This window comes from Streptomyces luteireticuli (assembly GCF_041519305.1).
GTDB classification, from domain to species: domain Bacteria; phylum Actinomycetota; class Actinomycetes; order Streptomycetales; family Streptomycetaceae; genus Streptomyces; species Streptomyces luteireticuli.
This window is the reverse complement of the sequence record NZ_CP167927.1, coordinates 3,566,088-3,583,727: the sequence shown is the minus strand read 5'-3', so window position 1 is coordinate 3,583,727 and position 17,640 is coordinate 3,566,088. Positions and strand designations below refer to the sequence as shown.

Below are 17,640 nucleotides of genomic sequence, written 5' to 3'. Positions count from 1 at the left end.
CATGCCTGCCGCGCGCCCCCTTCCCGACGTCGGTGTCGTCGTGATCGTCCACAACGACGCGGAACGGCTACCGCGCGCCGTGCGGTCCGTCCTGGACCAGTCGCTGCGCAGCCTCGAAGTCCTCATCGTGGACGACGGCTCCACCGACGCCACCCCGGACGCCGTCCGCCGGCTGGCCGCCGCCGACCCCCGGGTGCGCCCGCTACGGCTGCCGGTCAACAGCGGCGGCTGCGGCACCCCGCGCAACGCGGGCATCGACGCCGCCCGGGCGCCGTACGTGATGTTCCTCGACAGCGACGACGAACTCCCGTACCACGCCTGCAAATCGCTGCTGCTCACCGCCGAACGTACCGGTGCCGACCTGGTGGCCGGTGCGGTCACCCGGCTCTTCGAGGACACCGGCGCCACCGGCCTGTGGTACCCCCATCTCTTCGAGGAATCCAAGGTGTTGGCGGGCATCGCCGAGGCCCCCGAGTACTTCCTCGACCACCTCTCCACCAACAAGCTCTACCGCACCGCCTTCCTCGCCCGGCACCGGCTGCGCTTCCCCGAGGGGCTCCACTACGAGGACCAGCACTTCAGCGCCCGCGCCTACACGCTGGCCGAGCGCTTCGCCGTCGTCCCCTGGCCCGTCTACACCTGGCGGCTCGACCCCCGGGCCGGCTCCATCACCGCGGGCCGCCACCGCATCCGCAGCGTCGTGGACCGCGTCGCCGTCGCCCGGCTGACCGACGCCTTCCTGGAGGAGAACGGCCACGCGGCCCTCAGGCCCGCCAAGGACGCGGCGTTCCTCCGCCACGACCTGCGTCTCCACCTCGGCGACCTGCCCTTCCAAGGCCCCGGCTGGGCCGCCGCGTTCGCCGCCGCCGTCACGCCCTACCTGGACGGCCTCGCCCCGACCGCCGTCGAGGCCCTCCCGCGCGAACAGCGGATCTGCCAGTACCTGCTGGGTGCGGGCCGGCACGCCGAGGCGGCCGACTGCGCCCGCACGCTCGACCGCCCGCTCCTCGCACCGCTCCACACCGTCCGCGACGCCGGCCGCACCTACTGGGGCGCCATCCCGCCCCCGGACGCCCGCGCCGCCGCCGAACTGGACATCACCGACTGGCACATGGCGGACCAGCCGTTCGCCACCGCCGCGCTGCGGCACGAGGTCACCCGCGTCACCCCCCACGGCACCCGGCTGCGGATCACCCTGCGCACCCACGACCCGGCACGGCTGCTCGCCGGACCCGTCGCCGCCGAGCTGCGCCTCACCGCCCGGACCGCCCCTCTCACGGTGCCCTTCGGCTACGACCCGGCCCCCGACGACGCGACCGTGCGCACCGCCGACCTCGTCCTCGACCTCGGCCGCACCCGGCTCGGCCTCCAGGGTTTCCGCGGCCGGCGCCACCCCGTCGTCGTCCTCGAACGCCTGGGCCTGCACCGCGCCGACCCCCTCCTCGCCACCCCGGGCGCGCCCGGTTTCCGCGCCCGGATCGACGGTCACGACATCCGTGTCGGCTGCGAGGACCGCGGCGCGGGCCGCCTGGAGATCCGGTGGGAGCGGACGGGTCCCCGCGCCCGCGCCGAGGCCCTCGCACCGCATCTGGCCGCCGTCCGCCGGCTGGCCCGCCGCGCCACCGGCCCCGGTGCCCAGGCCCTCGCCTGCCACGAGCTCCACCGGCTGCCCGTCGACGACGCCCTGGTCGTCTTCGAGGCCCTGGAGGGCCGCGGCTACGCCGACAGCCCCCGCTACATCCACGAGGAACTCCTGCGCCGCGGCCTCCCGTTGCGCGCCGTCTGGTCCTACACCGGCAGCCGTGCCGGCTACCCCGAGGGCGTCCCCCTGGTCAGGCGCGGCAGCTGGGAGCACCTCCGCGCCGTCGCCCGCGCCCGCTACTGGGTGGACTCGCACGGCTTCCCCGCGCACCTCGCCAAGCGCCCCGGCACCCGTTACCTCCAGACCTGGCACGGCCAGGCGCTCAAGCACATGGGCTTCGACGTCCCCGAGCTCCGGCTCGCCGGGCCGGGGCGGCGCCGCAGACACCGCGCCCTGATCGGCCGCTGGGACGCGCTCGTGGCCCCCAGCGAGGAGTTCGAGCGCACCTTCGTCCGCGCCAACGAGTACACCGGAGCCCTGCTGCGCACCGGACTGCCGCGCAACGACGTCCTCGTCCGCCGGGACGAGCCCGCCCAGCGCGAGCGCGCCGCCGCCGCCCGCGAGCGGCTCCAGATCCCCGACGGGACGCGGGTGCTGCTCTACGCGCCCACCTTCCGCGACGGGGCGCGCGGCAGCGGCGCATCGGTCCGGGCGGACCTCGCGGAACTCGTCCGCCGCACCGGCGGGGCATGGACGGTCGTGGTCCGCCCGCACTACTACGAGCGCTACACCGTCCCCCGCGAGCTCGGCCACGCGGTGCGCGACGGACGGGAGTTCGCCGACCTCAACGACCTGCTCCTCGCCTCGGACGCGCTGCTCACCGACTACTCGTCCGTGATGTTCGACTACGTCAACCTGGGCCGGCCCGTCCTGTTCCACGCCGACGACTACGACCGCTACCGCTCCTCGCTGCGCGGCACCTACTACGACCTGCCCGCCATCGCCCCCGGACCGCTGGTCGCCTCCGCAGATGAACTCGCCGCCGCGCTGCGGGACCTGGGTGCCGTGCGGGAGGAGTGGGCGGAGCCGTACGAGAGGTTCCGGGCCCGGTTCAACCCGTACGAGACCGGGGCGTCCAGCAAGGCCGTGGTCGACCTGTTCTTCGCGGGGTCCTCTGCGGGAGGTGCCCGGTGACCCGGCGCAACCTCTTCCTGGTCGGCGTCGACGTGGACTCGGTGGGCGGTTCCCAGCGCGTGCTGCACACCCTCGCCCAGGGCTTCGCGGAGCGCGGCCACCGGGTGGAACTGATCGGCATCCGGCCCAGCCCCGAGCCGCACGCCTTCCACGCCCGCCCCGCCTACCGGCGCGCCACACTGCACCGCTCGCCGGCCGCCCCCGAGCGGGAAGCCGCCGCCCCCTCCCTCGGCGGGCTGCTGCACCCCGCCCGGCTGCGCGCCCTCCGCGCCGGGCGGCGGGACGGCGAGCGGGCCCGCGCCCGGCTCGCCCGGCGGTTCGCGGCGGTGCGCGACGGATACGTGGTGATCGGCTCGCCCTGGGCGGCGGACTGGCTGACGGGCGTGGAGCGGGCGCACCTGAAGTGTGTCGGGCAGTACCACGAGTCCTTCGCGCAGGCCGCCTGCTCGGCCAACCTCCGGCTGATCCTGCGGCATTACGCCTCGCTGGAGAAGGCCGTCTTCCTCAGCGAGCCGGACGCGGCGGAGTTCCGGCGGCTGCGCCTGCCGAATGTGGCGGTGGTGCCCAACCCCCTGCCGTTCGCCGCCGGTCCGCCGGCGCCGCTGGACACCCGGCGGATCGGGGCCGTCGGCCGGCTCGACCCGGTCAAGCGACTCGACCGGCTCGTCGACGCGTTCGCCGTGGCGAGCGCCCAATTCCCCGACTGGGAGCTGCACTTCTTCGGCGACGGGCCGGAGGAGCCGGGGCTGCGCGAGCGGGCGGCGCGGCTCGGCGTCGCCCACCGGGTGCGCTTCCGCGGGACGGTGAGGGACGTGGCCGCGGCCTACCGCGAGCTGTCCCTGCTCGCGCTCACGAGTGAGTACGAGGGCCGTCCGATGGCCCTCGCCGAGGCGTCGGCTTGCGGGGTGCCGTGCGTGTCCTTCGATCTGTCGGGCGGGGTGCGGGAGTTGGTGGCGGACGGGGAGACGGGTGTGCTGGTGCCGCCGGGGGATGTGGGGGCGTTCGCACGGGCGTTGGGCGGGCTGATGGCGGATGCGGGGGTGCGGGGGCGGTATGGGCGGGCTGCGCGGGGGCGGGTGGCGCCGTTGGCGTTGCCGGTGGTGCTGGATCGCTGGGAGGCGCTGTTCGAGGAGGTGGATCGGTGAGCAGGGAATTCGCCCCGGTCCCGCCCTTTCGCCGTTTCCCGCAGGGGCTGCGCCCCTGCGCCACCCCGTTGACGCGCTGCCGCGCGCGGGTGGGCGGGGCTTCGCCCCTGCACCCCACCGGGGGCTCCGCCCCCTGGACCCCCGAAGCGCCCTGCGGGCTCCCCAGAGGGGGTACCCCCAGTCCTCAAGCGCCGGACGGGCTGAATCAGCCCGTCCGGCGCTTGAGGACAATGCGGCGCAGCCGCATTGCGGGGCCGAGGGGCGCAGCCCCGGAAGAAACGGTGAAAGGGCGGGCCAGGGGCGTCCACTCTCTAACAACGCCACCGCAACCGTCTCGCCACCGCCACCAGCACACCCCCCACCCCCACCACCACCCGCACCGCCAGTGCCCCGCCCCCCGTCGCATAGGGACGCAGGAGCAGCACCCCGTGCCGCAGGCTCGGCACGGGGATGCGGCGGCGTGGCAGGGCGTCGGCGGGTCGCGCGGCCGTGCGGAGCACGCCCCCGTGCGCGCAGTGCAGTCCCACCCGTACCTCCCAGGTCCGGGTCCCGTGCGACGCCAGCGGCCCCGGGCCGAAGCGCAGCCGGGCGGTCCAGCCGGAGCCCTCGGGGTGGAGGGGCGCGCGGAGCACCAGCGCCGAGGTGCCGCCGCGGGGGCGGAGTTCGAGCTCGGCCGTATGCGGCCGGGCCGTGGCGAGGAGGCCGTAGAGGTCGTGGACGTGCAGGGTGAGATCGGCCCGGAGCCGCAGGCGCAGCGTCGCGTCGACGGTGACGGGCAGGCGCCGGGCGGGCGCCGAGGCCAGGCCGTCGAGGACGGCGGCGGGCAGGTCCTCGGCCCACACCGGCCCGCCGGACGCCACGGCGTAGGGCGGCAGCAGCCGCGCGGGCCGCGCGGCGAGCTGGGCGAGCCGGTCCAGGTCGCGCGGGGCCGGTGCGGCGAGCAGCACCCGGGCGATCCACCGGGCGGGTGCCCGGGCGGCGGTGAGTTCGGCCTCGCCGTAGCCGGCCAGGCAGGCCCGGGCGGCGCGCCACCACGCGTGCCGGTAGACGGCGTCGCGCCGGGGCAGTTCGCGGACGTATATGCGCAGGTCGTGGTCGAGGAACTTGACGCGGGCCGCGAGGGCCAGCCGGTCCCGGCCGGCCGCGCGGTAGATCTCCACGCCGCGCTGGTGGGCGCGCACCCGGGCGTGCCAGTTGGCGATCCGGTCGCGGTCGAGCGAGATCGACGGCCGGGCGGCGCGGCGCCGCACGTGCCAGACGTAGACGGTGTCGGGGACGGTCGCGACGGCCGGTCCGGCCGCGAGGAGCCGGGCGCTGAAGACGAAGTCCTCGTAGGGATAGCGGCCTTCGGGGAAGGCGACGGCGTGCTCGGTGAGGAAGGCGCGCGCGTAGAGCTTGTTGACGCACAGGGTGTCGTGGAGGAGCGCCGGACGGTGTTCGGGGGAGGGGTGCAGGGCGGCGGCGCGGTAGAGGCCGGGCTGCCAGTGCGTGTCGAGCCGCTGGGGGAGTTCGCGGCGGACGCACAGGCCGGCGGCCACGGGGACGCCGTGCCGCAGGGCGGCGCCGAGCAGCACGTCCACGGCGCCCTCGGGGAGCACGTCGTCGCTGTCGAGGAACATCACATACGGCGAACGGGCCGCGCGCAGCCCCTCGTTGCGGGGCGTGCCGCAGCCCCCGCTGTTGACGCGGCGGTGGATGACGCGCAGCCGGGGGTGGCGCGCGGCCAGCCGGTCGAGGACGGCGCCCGTGCCGTCCGTGGAGGCGTCGTCCACGGCGACGACCTCGGCGACGGCGGGGCCCTGGGCGAGGGCGGAGCGGACGGCGTCCGCGATGTGCGCGGCGTCGTCGTAGCCGATGACGATCACGCTGACGGTTCCGCTCCCGTTCACTGTCACGGAACACATTTTTATCCGGCAAGTACGACAAAAATGGCCATTCTGGGGCCCGGTGTGCCGAGGAACGGGAGGGGGCGGCGATGGGGCGGACGTCTGTACGGGTCCCGTTGACGGAGCGGGTGCCGGCGGCCGGTGCGGCGCCGGCGGGCGGCCGCGGCCGGGCGGTGGCGCGGGCGGCCGTGCTGGTCCCGGCGGCCGTGGCGGCGGCCCTGGGGCTGTGGGGGCTGGACCGCGGTTCGATGTGGCGCGACGAGGGCGCCACGTTCCAGGTGGCCCGCCGCTCGGTGCCCGAGATCCTCCGGCTGCTCGGTTCCGTCGACGTCGTGCACGGCCTCTACTACCTGCTGATGCACGCCGTCCTCGCCGTACGGGCCGACGAGGTGGCGCTGCGGCTGCCCTCGGTGGCCGCGACGGCCGGCACCGCCGCCCTCGTCGGGGTGCTGGGGAGCCGGCTCGCCCGGCCCCGCGTGGGCCTGTGGGCGGGCCTGCTCTATGCGGTCAACCCCTTCGTCGGCCACTACGCGCAGGAGGGCCGGTCGTACGCGCTGGTCGCGGCGGTCGCGGCGCTGGCGACGCTGCTGCTGGTCCGGGCGGCCGAGCACGGCTCCGCCGCCCGCTGGGCCGGTTACGGGGCGGCGGTCGCGGCCGGCGCGCTGCTGCACGAGTTCGCCGTCCTGCTGCTGCCCGCGCACGCCCTGACGCTGCTGGCCTCGCGCGTGCCGTGGCGGACGTGGCGCGGCTGGGGGTGCGCGGCCCTGGCCGCCTGCGCGGCGGTCGCGCCGCTGGCGGTCTTCTCCCGGGGGCAGAGCGGGCAGGTCTCCTGGATCAGGACGCCCGGTCCCGCGGAGGCCCGGGGGCTGGTCCTCGCGTTCGCGGGCCCGAGCGGCGCCGTCCTGGCCGGCACCCTGGCGCTGGCCGCCGTCGCCCTGCTCGCCCCCCTGCCCCGCACCGGCCCGCCGGAGGCCCCCCGGCTTCCGCTCCACGCCGTTGCCCTGCCGCTGGCCCTCGTCCCGCCCGTCCTGCTGTACGCCGCCTCGCAGAGCACACCGGTGTTCCTCGACCGCTACTTGCTCTTCAGCCTCGCGGGCGTGCCGTTGCTCGCCGCCGCCGGGGCGGAGCGGCTGCTGGGGTTCCTGCCCTGGCGCGGCGTCGCCGTGGCGGCCGGGGTCGCGGCGGTCGTGGCGTCCTTCCTGTGGCAGCTCCCCGTCCAGCAGCGCGAGCGGCTCCCCGCGAGCCGGGGCGACGAGCCCGCCCGGGTGGCCGCCGCCGTCGGCCGGCCGGCGCGGCCCGGCGACGCGGTGCTGTTCCTCCCGCACCACGAGCGCCGCATAGCCCTCATCTACCCGAGCGCTTTCGCCGGCCTGCGCGATCTGACGCTCCGGCGGTCCGCCGCCGCCTCCGGCACCCTCTACGGCGAGGACGTCGACGCGGCCGAACTGCGCCGCCGTATAGGCAGGTTGGCCCCGGGCACCCGGGTCTGGGTGGTGTGGGACACGACCACCGTCGGCGGCCGCTGGTTCCGGGCCCAGCGTGCCGAGTACGCCAAGTCGCGCGTGCTCGGCGAGCTGTGCCGCGAGGAGTCGTCGGTGTACGTGCGCGGCGGCGCGGTCTCGCGGTACGCGTGCCGCACCCGGGCGCCGGTGCCCACTGCTCCACCGGCGACGCCCGCTGCTTCACCGCCCGCTACTTCACCGCCCCCGCCATCACACCGCTGACGAACTGCCGCTGGAAGGCGAAGAACACCGCGAGCGGAACGATCATGGAGAGGAAGGCGCCCGACGCGAGGATGTCCACGTTGTCGCCGAACTGCCGCACCTGCTGCTGGAGGGCCACCGTGATCGGCGGGTTGCCGCTGTCCGCGAAGATCAGCCCGACCAGCATGTCGTTCCACACCCACAGGAACTGGAAGATCCCCAGCGAGGCGATCGCCGGGCCGCCCAGCGGCAGGATCACCCGCAGGAACAGCCTCAGTTCGCCCGCGCCGTCCAGCCGGGCCGCCTCCAGCAGCTCGCGGGGGATCTCCGCGAAGAAGTTCCGCAGCAGGAAGATGGCGAACGGCAGCCCGAACGCGGTGTGGAAGAGCACCACGCCCGGCGTCGTCTCGAAGATGCCCAGGGTGTTGAACAGCTTCGCCACCGGGATCAGGGCGACCTGGACGGGGACGACCAGCAGCCCCACCACGCCCATGAACCACCAGTCCCTGCCCGGGAATTCGAGCCAGGCGAAGGCGTACCCCGCGAACGCCCCGACGAGGATCACCAGCGCCGTCGCGGGCACGGTGATCAGGGTGGTGGTGAGCAGCGAGTGCATCACCTTGTCGTTGTGGAAGAGCGTGTCGTAGCTCGATCCCGTCAGCTGCCCGGGGTGGGCGAAGACCTGCCACCACCCCGACGAGGCGATGTCGGACCGGTCCCGCAGGGAGGACAGCAGCAGTCCGACCGTCGGCATCAGCCAGAACAGCCCGACCGCGACGAGGAAGAGGCGTACCGCCCCGCCGCCCAGCCGGGCCGCCAGCCGGGCGGGCCACGGCCGCCGGCCCGGCCGCGTGCCTTCCGGGGCGGGCATCGTGTCCACCGGGGTCATCGCCGCCCCTCCTTGCGCATGCGCCGGATGTTCACGATCACCACCGGCAGGACCAGCAGCAGCAGGAGCACGGCGATGGCGCTGCCCAGCCCCTGGTTGACGGCCGTGCCGAAGGACGACTGGTACAGCTGGAGCGCCAGGACGTTGGCGTCCGGCAGGCTGGAGCCCGGGGCGATGATGTAGACGAGGTCGAAGATCTTCAGCACATTGATCGTCAGCGTGATGACCACGACCCCGAGCACCGGGGCCAGCAGCGGCACCGTGACCCGGCGGAAGACCTGCCACTCGCTCGCACCGTCCACCCGGGCCGCCTCCAGCAGTTCGCGCGGCACGCCCGCCAGGCCCGCCGCGATGAGCACCAGCGCGAAGCCCGCCCACATCCAGATGTAGGCGCCGATGATGGACGGGGTGACCAGCGTCGGGCCGAGCCACTCGGCGCCGCGGTACCGCTCGGCGAAGTTGGAGGCGGGCAGCCGCACATGGGCGCCGTCGGCCGCGGCCGGCAGGGCGAACGTCCCGTCGGGGCCGGTCGTCGCCGACGCGACGGTCCGGCCGTCGCGCACCGCCTCGACCGTCACGCCCGGCAGCGCCTTCTCGCCCTTGTCGACGCGGCCCGGCGTGCCCCCGCCGCCGCGCACGAAGTCGAGCCAGACCGTTCCCGTGACCTTCCCCGGCTCGGCCCGCGCCGGTACGGCGTCCCGCTCGCCCTCGGCGTCCTGGGGCTTCACCGCCACCAGGGGCACCAGCGCCGGGGTGCCGGCCCGCAGCACGGACCTCGCGGTGAACGCGCCGTTCGCGTCCGCCGCCAGGTCGCCGCCCGGCCGCGGATGCGCACCCGGGTACGGGGCGGACGCCGCGAAGGCGTCGTGGACGCCCACCCACACGGCGTTGGCGACGCCCCGGTCCGGGTCCTGCTCGTACACCAGCCGGAAGACGATGCCCGCCGCCAGCATCGAGATGGCCATCGGCATGAAGACGACCAGCTTGAACGCCGTTCCCCAGCGCACCCGTTCGGTCAGCACGGCGAAGATCAGGCCGAGGACGGTGGCGAGGGCGGGGGCCACGACGACCCAGATGACGTTGTTCTTCAGAGCCGTGCGGATCCGGTCGTCGGAGAACACCTCGTGGTAGTTGTCGAACCCCACGAAGCCGTGGCCGGACGCGTCGAAGAAGCTGCGGTGGACCGAGTACCCGATCGGGTAGACGACGAGCGCGCCCAGCAGCGCCAGGGCCGGCAGCAGGAAGGCGGCGGCCACCCAGGGGTGGGTGGCCGACAGGGACCTGGCGCGCCGTGGACGGGCGGCCTGCGGTGTCGCGGTGGCCATGGGACCGCGCCCGTCAGTCGCCGAACGCCTTGGCCGCGTCGGCCTCCAGCTTCCGCTGGGTGCCCGCCACGTCCGCCGGGTTCCGCAGGAAGTCCTGGAGGTCCTTCCACTCGCCCTGGCCCGGCTTGCCGCCGAACGCCGCGGGCGCCTGGTCGGACATGTCGAAGCGGAAGTCGTCCCCGGCCGCCACCAGGGCCTTGGCGATGGAGCGCTGGACGTCGTCCGGGTACGCGGCCGGGTCCAGGTTGCGGTTGGCGGAGAGGAAGCCGCCCTCGTGCGCCCAGACCGAGGCCGCGTCCGGCGAGGCCAGGAAGGTCAGCAGGGCCTGCGCCGCCGTGCCGTCCTTGAGCGCCACGCCCACGTCGCCGCCCGTCACCACCGGGGCCTTCGCACCGACCTTCGGGAACGGGAAGACCTTGGCGTCCGTGCCGATGCCCGCCTTCGCCGCGGTGATGTTGGCGGCGGCGAAGTCGCCCTCGTAGACCATGGCGGCCTTGGCCTTGTCGCCGCCGGCGAAGGTCTGGGTGACGGAGGTGGGGAACTGGGTCTGCAGCGCGCCGTCGTTGCCGCCCGCCAGCAGCTCCTTCTTCCCGAACAGCCTGCCCAGCGTGGTCAGGGCGTCCTTGACCGACGGATCCGTCCACTTGAGCTGGTGGGTGGTCAACCGGTCGTACTTCTCCGGGCCGGCCTGCGAGAGGTAGACGTTCTCGAACCAGTCGGTCAGCGTCCAGCCGTCCGCGCCGCCGACCGAGACCGGCGGTACGCCGTAGTCGGCGATCGCCTGCGCCGTGCGCAGGAACTCGTCCCAGGACGCGGGCTCCTTGACCCCGGCCGCGTCGAAGACCTTGGTGTTGTACCAGACCAGCGACTTGTTGCTGGCCTTGAAGTAGACGCCGTACTGCTTGCCGTCCGCCGAACCGAGCCGCTGCCAGCCCTTGGAGAAGTTCTTGCCCAGCTCGGCCGTCGCCTCGGGGGAGAGCGGCTTGAGCCAGCCCTTCCCGGCGAACTCCCGTAACACGCCCGGCTGCTGGAGCAGCGCCACGTCCGGCGGGTCGCCGCCGGCCACCTTCGATCCGACGAACGCCGACATGTCGTCCCCGCTGGGCACGAAGTCCACCTTCGCGCCGGTGCGTTTGGAGAACTCGTCGAGGACCTTGGTGAAGCTGCGCTGCTCGGCGCCGGTCCAGACCGCGGTCACCTTGATCTTCTGGCCGCCGAGCTTGGGGAGCGCGACGGTGTGGCGTATGACGTCGGAGGTGCCGGTGGGCGCGGACGCGCCCGGGGTGCCGTCGCCCTTGCCGTCCTTCGTGCCGCCGTCGCCGCCGCAGGCTGCCGCGGACAGGGCCAGGGCCCCTGCCGCCAGCGCGGCCAGCGCACCGCGTGCCGTGCGGCTCCTCGTCGGTGTCGTACGCATCGCCGTCCCTTCCGTGCCCGGTCGCCGCGGGGGCCTCGCCCCGTGCTCCGGCCCCCGTACGACCGCACTTCCGTGCGACAGTCCTACGCCGGGGCGGTGGCGCTCGCAATACCGCCGTCGATGTCAACTCGGCGATCGTGACCGGGATGTGATGGGGGAGGGGACGGGAGGGGTGGGGGTGTGCGGTGGGGTGCTGCTCACCCCGGAGCGCCGGACGGGCCGAACAGCCCGTCCGGCGTCCCCCTACAGCAACGGCGGCGCCGCCACCGTGCCCGCCGACTGGGCCGCCCGCTGCAGCGCGCTCGCGAGCAGTGCCAGATCCGTCGGGCCGTTGCCCAGCTCCCGCAGCGGCCGCCGCGTCGGCGGATCGCCCATCCGCTGCCAGTCCAGCGGCACCACCGTCGGACGCTGCGTCGCGGTCCGCGGGATCCGGCCGGTGACCCGGCCCGCCTGGAACGGGGTCGCCGGGCCGGCGCCCCCCGCCCGGTGCAGCCGGCCGCGCCCCGGCGCGGGACCGGCCGCGGCCCCGCCGTCGTCCGCAGGCGGGGCGATCTCCAACGCGGCGCGCAGCACGGCCCGTTCGGCCACCGCCGTGTCCGCCGTGCGGTCCGGGCGGCCCGACGCGGCGACCAGGTGGACGCCCAGCCGCTCGCCCTCCCGGGCGACGGCCTCCAGGGCCCGCACCACCGAACCGGCCGCCGGCCGGCCGGTGCTGCCCAGGGCCGGGGCGACCAGCGCGTCCAGGTCGTCGACGAGCACGACGAGCCGGGGCAGCGCGTTCTCCGCGGTGTGCGCGGGGGCGCCGGACCGGGCCGCGCGCAGCTGGAGCGTGCCGGTGGCGGGCGCCTCCAGGTCGCCGGAGGCGCCGGTCCCGTCCGGTCGGCGCGGGGGTGCCGCCTGCGCCGGGGGCGGGGAGTGCCGCTCGTGCCACGCGGTGAAGTCCAGCGTGCCCAGCAGCTCGGCGCGCCGTTTGAGCTCCGAACCCAGCGCCTGCGCGAACTCCCGCATCCGCAGCGGGTCCGCGGCCGCCAGGTACGTCGAGACGTGCGGCAGGTCGGTGCACATCCGCAGGCCCTCGCCGCGCTCGGCCGCCGCGCCGTCCACCAGGACGAGCGAGAGCCGGTCCGGGCGGTCCGCGGCCGCGAGCGACGCGGCGAGCGAGCGCAGCAGCTCGGTCTTCCCGCTGCCCGCCCCGCCCTCCACCAGCAGATGCGGCCCGTCGGCGGCCAGGTCCACCGACAGCGGGCCGTGCGGGCCCGCGCCCAGGACGGCGACGGCCCGGCCGCCCGGGCGGCTGCCCGGATCCGTGGCCGAGGCCCAGCGGGCCGTCAGCGAGGCCGGGGTGGCCCGGGCCAGGCCCAGCTCGTCCAGCAGGCGCGCGGTACGGGGCAGCGCCGCGACCCGCGCCGAACGGGCGTCGCCCTCGGCCGAGTCCGCCACCCGCAGCGGCGCCAGCGCCCGCGCGAAGCGCTCCGCCCACGCCCCCGACACCGCGTCGAGGGCCGCGACGACCGTGCTGCCCGGCGGCGCGTCCGCACCGCCGCGCGGCGCGCTCCCGATGACCTGGACAACCGTGGCCACGTCCCCGCCGATCAGGGCCGCCGCCCCGCAGTACGGGAACGCGGGCGACGCCGCCCGCGCGGTCTCCAGGGCCGCCGACACCGGTGAACTCGCCGTCGTCGACGGGGCGTCCGCGAGGCAGACCAGATGGATCCCGGCCGCGCCGCCGCGCGCCGCCAGCCGGGCCAGGGACTCCCGCAGCGCCGGAGTGCCCGGGTCGCCGTCCACGACGACCACCGTGCGCGGCCCGCGGTGGGCCTCGGCCAGGGCCGCGACCTTCTCCTCGGGCGCGGTCGGCCAACTCGGGCCCAGGGGGCCGTCGTCCAGCCTCCGCACCAGCTCCGCGGTGCGCGCCGCCGCCTGCTCGCGGTCGTAGGCGACCAGCAGCCGGCAGTCCTGGCCGTGGGCCGGACGCAGCTGGGGGAGCCAGCCCAGCCACGCCCACTCCGCCTGCCGCTCCGCCGCGGTGCGCAGCGGATCCGCGGCGATCAGCACATACTCCAGCACCGACGGCGAGTGGAGCGCGGCCAGTTGGGCCAGGACGGAACGGGCCAGGCCGGCCAGCCGGACCCGCGGACCGGCCAGGCCCAGCGAACCCGCCTGCCGCAGGCCGACGGTGACCGGCACGGCGGGCAGCAGCGCGCCCTCGCCGCCGTGCGGGCCGGGCACATAGCGGTCGGCCGTGCCGAGGCGGACGGTGAGCAGGTCCGGATGGTCCGGGCCCCGCTCCCACAGCCGCGGCCCCGGTCCGAGGACGGTCAGCAGCACCGCCGCCGGGTCGGGCCAGCGCTCGCGCAGCCCCGCGGCGGTCTCCACCGGGGCCGGCTCCCTCGGGGACGGGACGACGCCCTGCCCGCCGTCGTCCTCGGGCCGCGGCTGCTGCCCGCCGCGGCCGCCGGCGAGGCGGCGCGCCCAGGCCGCTATGCCGCGGCCCCGCGCGCGCTTGCCGTCGGCGGCCGGGGGGGCCTCCGGGGTGCCGGGGCCGGGGTGGATGCGGGCCGTGCCCAGGGCGGTCGAGGTGTCCGCCGGGTGCGGGACGTCCGCCGGGGCCGGGGCCGCGGTCCACGACGGCTCCGCGGTGCGCTGCTGGGGGGCGCGCTGGGGGGCGCCGCCGGGGCCGGCGGTCGCCACGCCGCCCGGGCCGTCCGGCGCCGCGTACGGTCCCGCCGCCCCGGCCCCGGTCCCGTACACCGGTGTCCGGGCGCCCCACGCGGGCCCCTCGCCGGCGGGCGCGCCGAAGGCGCCGTCGGCTCCCGGGTGCCGCGCGGTGGTGGAGACGCCGCGCGGGGGCGTCCGTTCCTCCGGGCCGGAGGGGCGGGGCACGGCGGCCGCGGGGTCGCGCGGGGGGACGACGGAGCCGTGGGCGGCCGGGCGGCCGCCCGGCCCGTCGGGGACACGGGCATCCCCGGCATGGGGCCGTGCGGCGGCCCGCGCCCCGGGCACGCGTGCGGGCGCGCCGTCCTGTCCGGCGGTGCGGGACGGGACGCCGCGCGGATCCTCCTCCGGCACCCCGGCGCGGGCACGGGTGCCCCGGGGGGAGGTCGGTTCGTCCGGGACGAAGACAGGCCCGCCGTGGTGCGCCGCGGCCCCGCCCGAGGGCGGCTGCTCCGCCGCCGCGGCCGGGGCGCCGGGCGCCCAGTGCTCCGGGCCGTGACCCGTCGCGTACCGGGGAGCGACGCCGTCCGGCACGCCTCCGGCCGCCGCCGGGGACGACCCGCCCCCGTCGGCGGATCCGTCTCCGGGCGCGCCCCCGGGCGCACCGGTGCGCCCGCTCGGGGCCGCGCCCCCGTACGGACCGGGCGCCCCGGCGGTCCCACCGCCGTCCGCGCCCCATCGCGCCCGAGGATCCCCGTCCGCCCCGGCCCGCGGGGTCACCCGCAGGCGGCCCTCCCCGTCCGGCGACGTCGGCAGGAGGTGCGGGCCCTCCCCGGCCGCGCCCGCGGTGTCCGGGCCGTGCAGGACCAGCGTGGACTCGCCCGCCCGCAGCAGTGACCCCGGGCGGAACGGGACCGGGCGGTCGTCCACCGGGGTCGTGTCCAGCGTGGTGCCGTTGGTGGAGCCGAGGTCGTGGAGGGTGACGCGGCCGTCGTCGGAGAGGGTGACCGCGCAGTGGAGGCGGGAGACGTCGGGGTCGTCGACCGGGATGTCCGCGGAGGAGGAGCGGCCGACGCGGACCTCGCCGCCGTGCAGCAGGTGCACCCCGCCCGCGTCGGGACCGGAGACGACGTGCAGCCGGGGGATGCCCGCCAGGGGCGGACCCGCGTGCCGCTCGGGGTCGGCGGGGGCGCCCAGCGAGAGCACCGCGCCGTCGATCAGCGGCGGCTCGCCCAGGGCGCAGCGCTGCGCGTCCAGCCGCTCCTGCCCGGCGTGGACGACGACCGCCCCGCTCCCCAGGTCGGCGCCGGCCGCCGCGAGGGCGGCGGCGAGGCCGCTCGCCACCCCGGCGAGGGCGGTGCCCGCGGGAGCGGTCACCAGAACGTCGCAGGCGTGCGCGGCGTGCCCGCCGAGCGGTGGCCCGAGGACGGTCAGCCGGATCTGCATCGGCGTCCACAGTCCCTTCCTGCCCTGGTCCGGAGGGAAGAAGGACCGCCCCCCGGCGCGCACGGGCACTTCGGCACGTACAGGTCACCACGGAGCGCGGGGCCTCCGCGCAGCCCCCACCGCTCCGTGTTGCGAGCATCCTCGCACCTGCCGCCGACAGCGCGCCCGGCGAGAGCCGATTCGTGATCATGAACGACCGGCCCCCTGCTCGAACGGGAGTCGAAGAGGAGACGAAAACGCCCGGGGGCGAACGATCGGCGACCGGATCGTGAGGGATTTCCCCTTCGGGCCCGTACGGCGGGTGACCATCGACGACCGGTCCCGGCCTCTTTCTGCCCGGTCGTCGATCACCCCAGGACATCCCCGCAGCAACCGGCGGCAACCAACCGTCCGGAACACGCGTCTTCCCCCCGAGTCCCACGTATGCGTCAAGGCGACGGCTCGCGGGACAGCACTACAGTGGGCGGAGGGCCGAGCTCGGGGAGAGGCCGTCACACAGAATTCGACACCGGGACCGGGAGCACGGTCCGGATCACCACCAGGGAGCGCATGACGTGCGGCCGGTAGGCAGCAAGTACCTGCTCGAGGAGCCGCTCGGACGCGGGGCCACGGGCACCGTCTGGCGGGCGAGCCAGCGGGAGGCGGCGGGAGCCGAGGCCGCCGTGACCGGGCAGCCGGGCGAGACCGTCGCGATCAAGGTGCTCAAGGAGGAGCTGGCCAACGACGCGGACGTGGTGATGCGCTTCCTGCGCGAGCGCTCCGTCCTGCTGCGCCTCACCCACCCCAACATCGTCCGCACCCGCGACCTCGTGGTCGAGGGCGACCTGCTCGCCCTGGTCATGGACCTGATCGACGGCCCGGACCTGCACCGCTACCTGCGCGAGAACGGCCCGTTCACCCCGGTGGCGGCCGCCCTGCTCACGGCCCAGATCGCCGACGCGCTGGCGGCCAGCCACGCGGACGGCATCGTGCACCGCGACCTCAAGCCGGCCAACGTCCTGCTCAAGGACGACAGCGGGCGGATGCACCCGATGCTGACGGACTTCGGCATCGCGCGCCTCGCCGACTCCCCGGGCCTCACCCGCACCCACGAGTTCGTCGGCACCCCGGCCTATGTCGCCCCCGAGTCGGCCGAGGGCCGCCCGCAGACCTCCGCCGTGGACATCTACGGCGCGGGCATCCTGCTGTACGAGCTGGTCACCGGCCGGCCCCCGTTCGCCGGGGCGACCGCCCTGGAGGTGCTGCACCAGCACCTCACCGCCGACCCGCGCCGCCCCACCACCGTTCCCGAGCCCCTGTGGACGGTCATCGAGCGCTGCCTGAGCAAGCGCCCCGAGGAGCGCCCGAGCGCCGAGAACCTGGCCCGCGCCCTGCGCGTCGTCGCCGCCGGCGTCGGCGTGCACGCCAGCGCGGCCCAGGCCGAGGCCGCGCTCGGCGTCGCCGCGCTGCTCGCCCCGGACCCGCAGCCGGCCGTGGTGCCCGGCACGGGCGAGGGCTCCCCGGCCGGCGGCTTCGGTGACGCGGACCCCACCCAGGTGCTGCCGCCGACGGCCGGCGCACCGGGCGGGTACGACCCGAACGCGGCGACCAGCGTCCTGCCCGCCACGGCCCCCGACGCGGGCCCCACCCAGGTGCTTCCGGCCGGTCCGGGCCAGGGTGCCGGCCCGACCCAGGTGCTCCCCGCGGGCTCCTACGGCGGGGCGGACCCCACCCGCGCCATGCCGCCGGTGGACCCCGGGCAGCCGCAGGCCGACGGCCCGCACCCCTGGCAGACCCAGCTGCGCGCGGCCCGCGACCGCAACGACCAGACGCAGGTCCAGTACCTGGACCCGAGCGAGGACCCGCTGCGCCGGCGCCCCACGCGCCGCCCGGCACCCCAGCAGGGCTACTCCCAGCAGCCGCAGCAGCCCCAGTCGCCGTACGCGTCGCCGCAGGCACCGCAGCAGCAGCCGTACCGCCAGCAGCAGTCGCAGCAGCCCTATGCGCCGCAGCCGCCGCAACAGCAGCCGCCACAGCAGCAGCAGTACGTACCGCAGCCCCAGCAGTCGTACACGCCGCAGAGCCCGCGCCGGCGCCGGCCGGAGCCGCGCTACCAGCAGCCGCCGCAGGCGCCCCGGCCGCAGCCGTACGCCCCGCCCACGCCCGAACCCGCCCCCCGGCGCGAACCCCGTCCGCCGCGCCAGCGGAGCGCCAACCCCATGCGCATCCCGGGCCTCGGCTGCCTCAAGGGCTGTCTGTTCCTGATCGTGATCCTGGTCATCGGCTCCTGGGCCGTGTGGGAGTTCACCCCGCTCAAGGACTGGGTCGCCGACGGCAAGAGCTTCTGGGACGCCGCCTGGGACTGGGTCACCAACGCCAAGGACTGGATCGCGGGCCACAGTTCGGGCAACTAGCCCACGGG

Annotated in this window: 9 protein-coding genes; 4 read left to right on the top strand and 5 right to left on the bottom strand. The window is 76.3% G+C overall.

From position 1 onward, the window contains the following. The first annotated feature begins 1 nt into the window (after position 1). Together AB8735_RS15810 and AB8735_RS15805 are read left to right on the top strand one after the other, a co-directional pair. The gene (locus tag AB8735_RS15810; RefSeq protein WP_372407995.1) at positions 2-2,776 is read left to right on the top strand and encodes a CDP-glycerol glycerophosphotransferase family protein; all 2,775 of its coding nucleotides are present in this window, start codon (positions 2-4) and stop codon (positions 2,774-2,776) included. Next, complete coding sequence (locus AB8735_RS15805; protein ID WP_372407994.1) at positions 2,773-3,921, top strand: glycosyltransferase; 1,149 nt, start codon at positions 2,773-2,775, stop codon at positions 3,919-3,921. The genes AB8735_RS15810 and AB8735_RS15805 overlap by 4 nt, the downstream gene beginning before the upstream one ends. A 311-nt stretch (positions 3,922-4,232) precedes the next feature. Here the strand turns inward: AB8735_RS15805 and AB8735_RS15800 are convergent, their stop codons facing one another. Next, positions 4,233-5,816, bottom strand: a complete 1,584-nt coding sequence (locus AB8735_RS15800) for a glycosyltransferase (protein WP_372407993.1) — start codon at positions 5,814-5,816, stop codon at positions 4,233-4,235. A gap of 80 nt (positions 5,817-5,896) precedes the next feature. Between AB8735_RS15800 and AB8735_RS15795 the strand changes: the two genes are divergently transcribed. Beyond that, positions 5,897-7,531 (top strand): glycosyltransferase family 39 protein, encoded by a 1,635-nt coding sequence (locus AB8735_RS15795; protein ID WP_372407992.1) that lies wholly within the window; start codon positions 5,897-5,899, stop codon positions 7,529-7,531. On the opposite strand, the gene AB8735_RS15790 is transcribed toward AB8735_RS15795, so the two are convergent. The 4 genes from AB8735_RS15790 to AB8735_RS15775 form a co-directional block, all read right to left on the bottom strand. Next, positions 7,500-8,399: a carbohydrate ABC transporter permease gene (locus AB8735_RS15790; protein WP_372407989.1), complete on the bottom strand. Its 900-nt coding sequence runs from the start codon at positions 8,397-8,399 to the stop codon at positions 7,500-7,502. The genes AB8735_RS15795 and AB8735_RS15790 overlap by 32 nt on opposite strands. Further along, on the bottom strand, positions 8,396-9,724 hold the full coding sequence (locus tag AB8735_RS15785) for an ABC transporter permease subunit (protein WP_372407987.1): 1,329 nt from the start codon (positions 9,722-9,724) through the stop codon (positions 8,396-8,398). Before AB8735_RS15785 ends, AB8735_RS15790 begins: the two co-directional genes overlap by 4 nt. A gap of 13 nt (positions 9,725-9,737) precedes the next feature. Then, the gene (locus AB8735_RS15780; RefSeq protein ID WP_372407986.1) at positions 9,738-11,138 is read right to left on the bottom strand and encodes an ABC transporter substrate-binding protein; all 1,401 of its coding nucleotides are present in this window, start codon (positions 11,136-11,138) and stop codon (positions 9,738-9,740) included. 243 nt (positions 11,139-11,381) lie between these two features. Beyond that, positions 11,382-15,239 carry an FtsK/SpoIIIE domain-containing protein gene (locus AB8735_RS15775; RefSeq protein WP_372407984.1) on the bottom strand — a complete coding sequence of 1,286 codons (3,858 nt, stop codon included), beginning with the start codon at positions 15,237-15,239 and terminating at the stop codon, positions 11,382-11,384. Between the two features lie 554 nt (positions 15,240-15,793). On the opposite strand from AB8735_RS15775, the gene AB8735_RS15770 reads away from it, so the two are divergent. Next, entirely contained in the window at positions 15,794-17,632 is a 1,839-nt protein-coding gene (locus tag AB8735_RS15770) for a protein kinase (protein WP_372407982.1), read from the top strand. The last annotated feature ends 8 nt before the right edge of the window (positions 17,633-17,640 follow it).